The sequence below is a fragment of the uncultured Helicobacter sp. genome, assembly GCF_949282165.1.
GTDB lineage: Bacteria > Campylobacterota > Campylobacteria > Campylobacterales > Helicobacteraceae > Helicobacter_F.
In genome coordinates, this window is the sequence record NZ_CASDOV010000031.1 from 1 (window position 1) to 7,316 (window position 7,316).

General features: G+C 51.2%; 9 protein-coding genes and 1 pseudogene. 2 read left to right on the plus strand and 8 right to left on the minus strand.

Translation table 11 applies throughout. The features are described 5' to 3' along the window. On the plus strand, positions 1–218 hold a 218-nt coding region (locus ACH2BK_RS09735; protein ID WP_395003723.1), incomplete at its 5' end, for a hypothetical protein. 126 nt (positions 219–344) lie between these two features. On the opposite strand, the gene ACH2BK_RS09740 is transcribed toward ACH2BK_RS09735, so the two are convergent. From ACH2BK_RS09740 to ACH2BK_RS09755, 4 genes and pseudogenes are all read right to left on the minus strand, one after another. Beyond that, positions 345–944: a hypothetical protein gene (locus tag ACH2BK_RS09740; RefSeq protein WP_395003725.1), complete on the minus strand. Its 600-nt coding sequence runs from the start codon at positions 942–944 to the stop codon at positions 345–347. A 97-nt stretch (positions 945–1,041) separates the two neighbouring features. Then, positions 1,042–1,272, minus strand: a pseudogene (locus ACH2BK_RS09745) (AtpZ/AtpI family protein); the annotation flags it as partial. A 146-nt stretch (positions 1,273–1,418) separates the two neighbouring features. Next, positions 1,419–2,726 carry a glutamate-1-semialdehyde 2,1-aminomutase gene (gene hemL / locus ACH2BK_RS09750; RefSeq protein ID WP_395003727.1) on the minus strand — a complete coding sequence of 436 codons (1,308 nt, stop codon included), beginning with the start codon at positions 2,724–2,726 and terminating at the stop codon, positions 1,419–1,421. 60 nt (positions 2,727–2,786) lie between these two features. Continuing rightward, positions 2,787–3,467: a M48 family metallopeptidase gene (locus ACH2BK_RS09755; protein ID WP_395003729.1), complete on the minus strand. Its 681-nt coding sequence runs from the start codon at positions 3,465–3,467 to the stop codon at positions 2,787–2,789. Between the two features lie 51 nt (positions 3,468–3,518). Between ACH2BK_RS09755 and rplI the strand changes: the two genes are divergently transcribed. Beyond that, positions 3,519–3,965, plus strand: coding sequence for a 50S ribosomal protein L9 (rplI, locus tag ACH2BK_RS09760; protein WP_395003731.1), 447 nt, complete (start codon positions 3,519–3,521; stop codon positions 3,963–3,965). A 146-nt stretch (positions 3,966–4,111) separates the two neighbouring features. Here the strand turns inward: rplI and ACH2BK_RS09765 are convergent, their stop codons facing one another. The 4 genes from ACH2BK_RS09765 to ACH2BK_RS09780 are packed head-to-tail and all read right to left on the minus strand — an operon-like array spanning position 4,112 to position 7,069. Beyond that, entirely contained in the window at positions 4,112–4,504 is a 393-nt protein-coding gene (locus ACH2BK_RS09765; protein WP_395003734.1) for an META domain-containing protein, read from the minus strand. A gap of 23 nt (positions 4,505–4,527) precedes the next feature. Then, entirely contained in the window at positions 4,528–5,013 is a 486-nt protein-coding gene (locus ACH2BK_RS09770; protein ID WP_395003736.1) for a phosphatidylglycerophosphatase A, read from the minus strand. Next, positions 5,013–5,915, minus strand: a complete 903-nt coding sequence (locus ACH2BK_RS09775; RefSeq protein WP_395003738.1) for a response regulator — start codon at positions 5,913–5,915, stop codon at positions 5,013–5,015. Before ACH2BK_RS09775 ends, ACH2BK_RS09770 begins: the two co-directional genes overlap by 1 nt. Next, positions 5,912–7,069 (minus strand): bifunctional 2-C-methyl-D-erythritol 4-phosphate cytidylyltransferase/2-C-methyl-D-erythritol 2,4-cyclodiphosphate synthase, encoded by a 1,158-nt coding sequence (locus tag ACH2BK_RS09780; protein ID WP_395003740.1) that lies wholly within the window; start codon positions 7,067–7,069, stop codon positions 5,912–5,914. The genes ACH2BK_RS09775 and ACH2BK_RS09780 overlap by 4 nt, the downstream gene beginning before the upstream one ends. Positions 7,070–7,316: the final 247 nt, after the last annotated feature.

Sequence of the window (7,316 nt, forward strand, 5' to 3'; positions counted from 1 at the left end):
TTGCGAAAAAACAAAGCAATACACAGAATCTAGAAAGTATTCGTGAGAAAGAGACTTTAAGAAATTTAGAATTTACAGAATCTAGCCACTTAGATTCTGAAACAAGCACAGAATCTAAAGGGATTCTAAAAAACGAGCAAAGACAGAATCTAAACAATGCGGAATTTGGGGAATCCAAAGCAGATTTAAAATCTAAAGCATTACAGAATCTAGCCTAAGAGATTCCAACCAAGCCCCAAACAACGCAGATTCTAAAACACAGAATCTAAAAGCCCCAAAAAGCTTGCGCAATCCACGCACAGCATAAAATCCAAACGCTTCCCGCGAGCAAGCCTGCGCTAAAGCTACGCCTTTTTGAGCATAGACACACCCACGCTCACCATACACACCACCGCGAGCGTGATCCCCGCAAACAGCCCCGCGGGCATAAGCAGCTCATAATACAATAGCGCGCCAACCCCCGCCACAAACAGCACATAGCCCCCCACGCGCGCAAAAGAAAAGCTTAGCCTCGTGCCCACGACAAAGCGCGAGAGCGGGGGGATCTTACTCGATGAGCCCTCACCCATCGCCTCCGTTTGCGCCCCATCGCTTTTACTCTCGCTTCTGCCATCATCGCCGCTGCCCTTAGCCTCGCTTTTCTCCCCGCTTGTGCCACCGCCATTGTCGTAGCCACTCTCATCAGCCCTATCGTGTGGCGCGCCGTGAGCGTATCGGGCTCGTGGCGTTTGTGAATCTATCTGTGAATCTCTAGGCGCGTCCTCCTGTGCGCGGGCGAGCTGGCGTTTGATATGGGCAAATGAGCCGCTCATAATCACGCCAAACGCCCCATATCCTAGCAAAAAGCTCGCGCCACACTCCCTGCCAAACGCCATAGCCACTCCCACTCCTATCGCCCCAATGAGCGCAAACGCGCCCAAAACCCACACAGACTTAGCGCGCATAGGGATCGTCCTCGTCCTCATCATCTTGTGTGCGCACATCTCGCAAGTCTCGTGCTCGTGTGCCCCCTCCCTGCTCACTCTGTGAATCTTGCAAATACTTTTGGGCGTTGTAGCGGGGGTTTGTGGCGAGTTCATCGAGATCTTTTTTGTGGCGTTTGTAGGCTTTGTAGATATTTAGGAATGCCGCGCCCACACCCCAGACAATCCCAAGCCACAAAAGCCACGAAACTCCCGTGAGTGCTTTAAGAGCGTAGCCTATGCCATAGCCCAGTGCCACCGCCACGATGAGAGAAATCCCCAAACTCAAATCATACGCGCCCTCTACCACCTTTTGGAATCTAGGGGGCTTGCCCTGCGCGTTGTCTGACGCACTGCCCTGTGTGCTGCCCTGCGCGTTATCTCGCGCGTCATTCTGCGCGTTGCTCGGCTCCAAATGAGAATTTGGGCGAGAATCCTGCTTGTCCATATATCCGCCTAGATATTGTTTGCTATCTCTTCAAAGCTCTCTTTGGCGCGCTCTATGGTGCGCTCGATCTCCTCATCGCCCATAGCCGTGCAGACAAAGCCACTCTCAAACTGCGAGCACGCAAAATACACGCCTCTCTCAAGCATTTTTTGATGAAACTTCGCAAACATCGCGCTATCACTCCGCTTAGCGTCATCAAAATTTTTAACCACGCAATCGTTAAAGAAAAATCCAAACATCGAGCCCCTATGGCATACTTGTAGCGGGATACCCACGCTTTTGGCTGCGCTTTTTAGCCCTTGTGTGAGGGTTTGGGCTTTTTGCGCGAGTGTGGCAAAGACACTCGGATCGCTCTTTAGCTTTAGCAATGAAGCGAGCCCAGCACTCACTGCCACGGGATTCCCACTTAGCGTGCCGGCTTGATACACGCTCCCCACGGGGGAAAGCAGCGCCATAATCTCATCTCTGCCCCCAAACGCCGCTAAAGGCATACCCCCGCCGATAACCTTGCCAAAAGTCGCCATATCAGGCAGCACATCACAATACTCCAGCCCCCCGCGCAAAGCTGCTCTAAAGCCGCTCATCACCTCATCAAAGATAAGCACCGCGCCATACTCATCGCACAGCGCGCGTAAGAAGCGCAAAAACTCCCTATCCGCAGGCACAAGCCCCATATTGCCCGCGATTGGCTCGATGATCACACAGCCCACGCCACTGCCCTTAGCCCTGCTCTCCTCAAAGCACGCGCGCACAGAATCCACATCATTATAACGCGCCACTAGCGTGTGCTTAGAGAGATTGCTTGGCACGCCCGGCGAGCTTGGCGCACCAAAAGTCGCGCACCCACTCCCCGCGCTCACGAGCAAGCTATCGCTATGCCCGTGGTAGCAGCCATCAAACTTGATGATATCATCTCTGCCGCTATATGCCCGCGCAAGGCGTATCGCACTCATCACAGCTTCCGTGCCAGAGCTCACAAGCCGCACCTTTTGCACGCCATCATAGCTGCTGATAATCTCCTTTGCCAAAGTCGTCTCAAGCTCGGTAGGCGCGCCAAAACTCAAGCCATTTTGCACACTTTGGATCACGCTAGATTCTATATCACTATCGCAATGCCCAAAGATGAGCGGTCCCCAGCTCTGCACATAGTCGATATAGGCGTTGTCATCGACATCATAGAGATACGCGCCCTTAGCCCTGTGGATAAATCGCGGCACGCCGCCCACCGAGCCAAACGCGCGCACGGGGGAATTCACCCCGCCCACAATCACTTGCTTTGCTTCGTTGAAATCATTGATACTATGCAGGAGATTCATACTCTGTCCTTTTGTCTTATGGAGTTTGGGGGATTATATCGTGCCTTGACATAAAAGCACCTAAAGGGGCTTTGGCGCGCGCTTAGCGCGATGAGTGCGTGCGGTGCGTGCGGTGCGTGCGGGAGGGCATTGGCTAAAGAGGGCTTTATACAGCCAAGCATTGGTGCGCAAAAACGCGCGCGATTGTCTAAAATGCTCGCAAAACTCCCCCACAAACGCCCAAAAGGCTTGGGAGTGGTTTTTGTGGCGGATATGGGCAAGCTCGTGGATAATCACATACTCGATACAATCCTTGGGCGCAAAGCACAGCAGGCGCGCAAAACGTAGATGATTATCGTGTGTGCAGATACCAAAGAAGCTCCGTGCGTTGCTTAGAGACACACTCTCATAGCACACGCCCATCTTTTGCGCCCACAGCGCGCAATGCTGCTTGACAAACACCTCAAGCTCCCCATACCTATCGCTAAATCCGCGCGTGTGCAGCTGCTGCCTCACCCACTCCTCGCTCACCCACTCGCCAAAATACAAAATCTCCCCGCGCTTAGATTCTAGCTCCTGTGTGCGCGTCCTCTCTCGCTCGTGCAAAGCCGCGCTTGTGCGCTCTATCCACGCACTATGGCGCGCTAGCACCTGCTCGCAATCGCTCTGTGTGTAGTAGCTAGGCACGCTAAGGAGCAGAGTGTGCGCATCTTTTAGTCGCAGATTCACTCTTTTGGTGCCTTTGGTGATTTTTATTTGCAACGCAGAGCCTTTGTAGTATAATTTTTGGCATTATAGCCAAAAGGAGGGAATATGAAAGTCCTACTACTAGAAAATGTGCAGGGGCTGGGCAAAGTCGGGGAGATTTGCGAAGTCAAAGATGGCTATGGACAGAACTTCCTCATCGCCAAGGGCAAGGCAAAGCTCGCCACAAACGAAGTCATCAATCGCTACAAAGCCCAGCAAAAGCAACTCGCCCAAGCCAAAGCCCTAGAGCTCGCCGAGCTCAAACAGCTCGCCCAAAGCCTAGAATCTCTACAAATCACTATCGCTAAAAAAGTCGGCGCAAACAACGCGCTTTTTGGAGCGGTCACCAAAGATGAGATCGCGCACGCGATAAATGAGCACCTCAAAGTCTCTATCGATAAAAAATGGATTGTGATAGCAGAGCCTATCAAGCACACGGGGGATTTTAAGGTAGAGATCAAGCTAGGAAACGGACTAAGCGCGCAGATTTTGCTCCATATCATAGAGCAGTAGCCCTCTAGCTCCTCTTACTCCTGCTCCACGCCCCTGCCCTGCCCGCGCATAAGCCCATAAAGCACTCTAGGCACCCTAAACACTCTGATAGTCTCGCGGGCAGTCGCCAAACACTCTCTGTAGTCTCTAGATTCTCTAGACAACCTCTAGCGCGCTTTTTTAAACACCGCTTTGAGTGAATCTCGCTCGAGTATGAGCTCATCATTTTCAAGCGTGTAGGAGGCTTTGCCATCTCTAAAGAGCGTGAGGAGCAAAGATTCTATATCCATACTTTTTGTATCACACATCTTTCTTGTCGCTCCCACGCTAGAGAGCACTAGCACGCCCTCCCCATACTCATAGCTCCCAAAGAAGTTATTACACCCAGCACTTCCGCTAAAGCTCTTATTAGCCTGCAGGCGCACGCTTACCTTTTGGGCGAGGCGATGGGTGCTTAGAATCTCGCCATTATGGCTTAGGACATAGAGCTCCCAGCTAGAGGGAGTAAGCTCCCCCTGCCCCGCGCACAATAGCCCAACGCACGCACACAACGCAATCACAATCCTCCTCACTCATCTCCTCCTTACAAGGCTTTGGCGTAGTATTCCCACGCCACAAACACCACCATCACGCACAGCCCAGCCACAAACCCAGCCAACGCGTCATCGCCCACTACACCAAGCCCGCCTTTGACTTCTCTATCGATTTTCCCGATAAAGGAGGGCTTGTAAATATCAAAGATTCTAAAAAACACAAAGCTTAGAGCCACCGCTATAACGCCCTCATACACGCTTAAGGCTTTGAGATTGACAAAGCTCATCGCTATCCACACGCCCACAAGCTCATCAATCACGATACTCTTGTCATCGTGCAGCCCGCCCGCGCGCTCATAGGCGTTTATCTCGCGCACCGCCACGCCGCCCACCAAAATCGCGAGCAAAAACAAAGTCTCTTGCGAAAAATACAAAAACGGCAGCCCCAAAAACACGCTAACCAAACTCCCCCAAGTCCCGGACGCAAAGGGAATCTTTCCGCTATAAAGCACGCTTAGGAATGCCACTCTTAGCATTAGGATTCTTTATGGTGTTTGGTGCGCAAAAGCCCGTATCTTTTGCGCTTTTCCCATAGGCTTTTGCGGCTCATACCGAGCTTTTTAGCAAGCTCTATATCGGGATAGCGGCTCTCAAACTTGGATATGATGATGCGCTCATATTCCCTCACTGACAGGATATCGCCCCCGAGCTCTAGGGTGTTTGAGTAGCTTGAGATATCCACGACTTGCGGGAATGGGACTTTGTCGTTTGAGATGATAGAGACGATGCAGCTATACTTTAAAATCATCTCCAAAAACTCCTTCATCTCGCTTTTTTTAAGCTCCTCAAGATTTGTGATATAAAACACCTGATTTTTGCTTGGTTGGGATTGGAAAATCTGTCGCCACTTGTCCTCTTTGAGCGTGAGGAAGCTAAACCTAATGCCCTTCCTGCGCGCATAGCGCATAGCATAGATATCCGCGCTCCGTTGGGAATTTGTCTTGATGATAAAGGGAGGATTGTAGGTGATGGGGCTTGGGGTGGAGAGCTCTTTTTCGATGAAGTTGAAATAATTGCAATAAAACTCTATCTCTTTTTTAAGATCCCTATAAGACTTATAATGCCGAATCTTGCGCACAAGCTCATCGATCACAAAGGGCTTGACGATATAATCAGTGATACCATTTTGCAGCGGCTTAGTCACCGTATCTTCGTTGATATAAGAAATCATAAGGATGATGATAGCTTCCTCATAATTTTTAGTAAGCTCTTGGTAATTGCCCTCGATACTATTTAAAGACGCAATCACCACATCATAATCCCCACGCTCCACCTCTTGGAGGCTCTCGGCTATGGTGCATTCTAGCTGAAAGTCGCTAAGCTTATTGACGATACCCTGTGCCAAATATGTCTCATTCTCGATTATCAATACCTTCAAAGTCGCTCCTCATTGTCTAAGATTCTATCCCATCGGATATAGCCAAGCGTCGCGTTTGCGCTCACCGCCACGCCCTCTTTGCGCCCGATGAAGCCTAGGGATTCTGTCGTCGTGGCTTTGATACTCACGCGCGATTTTGGGAGTGCCAAAAGAGCGGCGATATTTTCTTGAATCTCGCGCTTATAGGGCGCGATTTTGGGGAATTGCGCGAGTATCGTGATATCCACATAGCGCACCTCAAAGCCCACGCTCCTAGCGTATGCGTGGATATGCGCAAGCAGCTTGGCAGAATCCGCCCCCCTAAACTCCTCGCTCGTGTCCGGGAACCACTGCCCTATGTCGCCCGCACACATCGCGCCTAGTATCGCGTCACTCAGCGCGTGCAGCAGCACATCGCCATCGCTATGGGCTTTGAATCCTAGCGGAGATTCTATCCGCACGCCCCCTAGCACCATAGGCTTGCCCTCTTCAAAGGCATGCACATCAAAGCCGCTCGCACAAAAGCTCTCCCCACTAGGGGGCAAAAGCCCCGCCCCGCGCAAATCCTCGCCCAAGGTAAGCTTGGCAAGTCGCGCGCTGCCGAGGACAAACTCTACACGCCTGCCAAGCGCATGTATCGCCGAGCTCTCATCGCTAAAATCCCCAAGCTCTAGCGCATCTCGCAAAGTCTGTGTGTGGCTAAGCTGCGGGGTTTGGATAAGCTTTATATCCTCGCGCACGAGATAGGTGCCTTGATAAAACGCCGTATCCGGCACGCTCACAAAGGGCACAGCGCAGGCAAAATCAGGATCCCCCAAACACGCCAAAAGCCGCTCACACACCGCCCTATCCACACACCAGCGCGCCACATCACTCACGAGCACAAACTCCGCATCCACGCGTCTAAGCGCGTTTCTTAGGCTTTGGGCACGAGTGGCACCGCCTTTGATAATGGGAAAAGGGCTCACGCACTGCATATAATAAAAGTCGGATTCTGAAGCGGTGATGAGGGTTTGACAAAATGGATAGAGCGCGCTCAAATCCTCTGCAACTTTCTGCCAGAGTGGCTTATCGCCCACACGAAGCCATTGTTTTTTAAGCGAAATGTTTGCGCTAGCACAAAAACGCGTAGAATCCCCAGCAGCCATCAGGACTAAGGCTATACGATGAGACATTTGGCTCCCTAAAATCACGAAATTTTTGGAATTGTAGCGACAAAAACGCAAAAAATTGCTGAAATTGTTACAAAATTCTACACTATTATGTAATGCAAGTTTTGCTCCGCAAAACTTGCTATCGGCAATGAGGGCAAAGCCCCATTGCCTCCGCTGCGCGTGCATACACTGCATTTTTTAGCAAGTTTATAGAATCTCTTGGTGCAATCGCGTCAGGAACGCCCCTTGGGCTAGCGCATTTTCTATA

What these genes read in the sequence shown, in the direction of transcription:
- ACH2BK_RS09740 (WP_395003725.1), bottom strand. Translation starts at nt 944, where the DNA reads ATGCGCGCTAAGTCTGTGTGGGTTTTGGGCGCGTTTGCGCTCATTGGG.
- hemL (WP_395003727.1), bottom strand. Translation starts at nt 2,726, where the DNA reads ATGAATCTCCTGCATAGTATCAATGATTTCAACGAAGCAAAGCAAGTG.
- rplI (WP_395003731.1), top strand. Translation starts at nt 3,519, where the DNA reads ATGAAAGTCCTACTACTAGAAAATGTGCAGGGGCTGGGCAAAGTCGGG.
- ACH2BK_RS09770 (WP_395003736.1), bottom strand. Translation starts at nt 5,013, where the DNA reads ATGCTAAGAGTGGCATTCCTAAGCGTGCTTTATAGCGGAAAGATTCCC.
- ACH2BK_RS09780 (WP_395003740.1), bottom strand. Translation starts at nt 7,069, where the DNA reads ATGTCTCATCGTATAGCCTTAGTCCTGATGGCTGCTGGGGATTCTACG.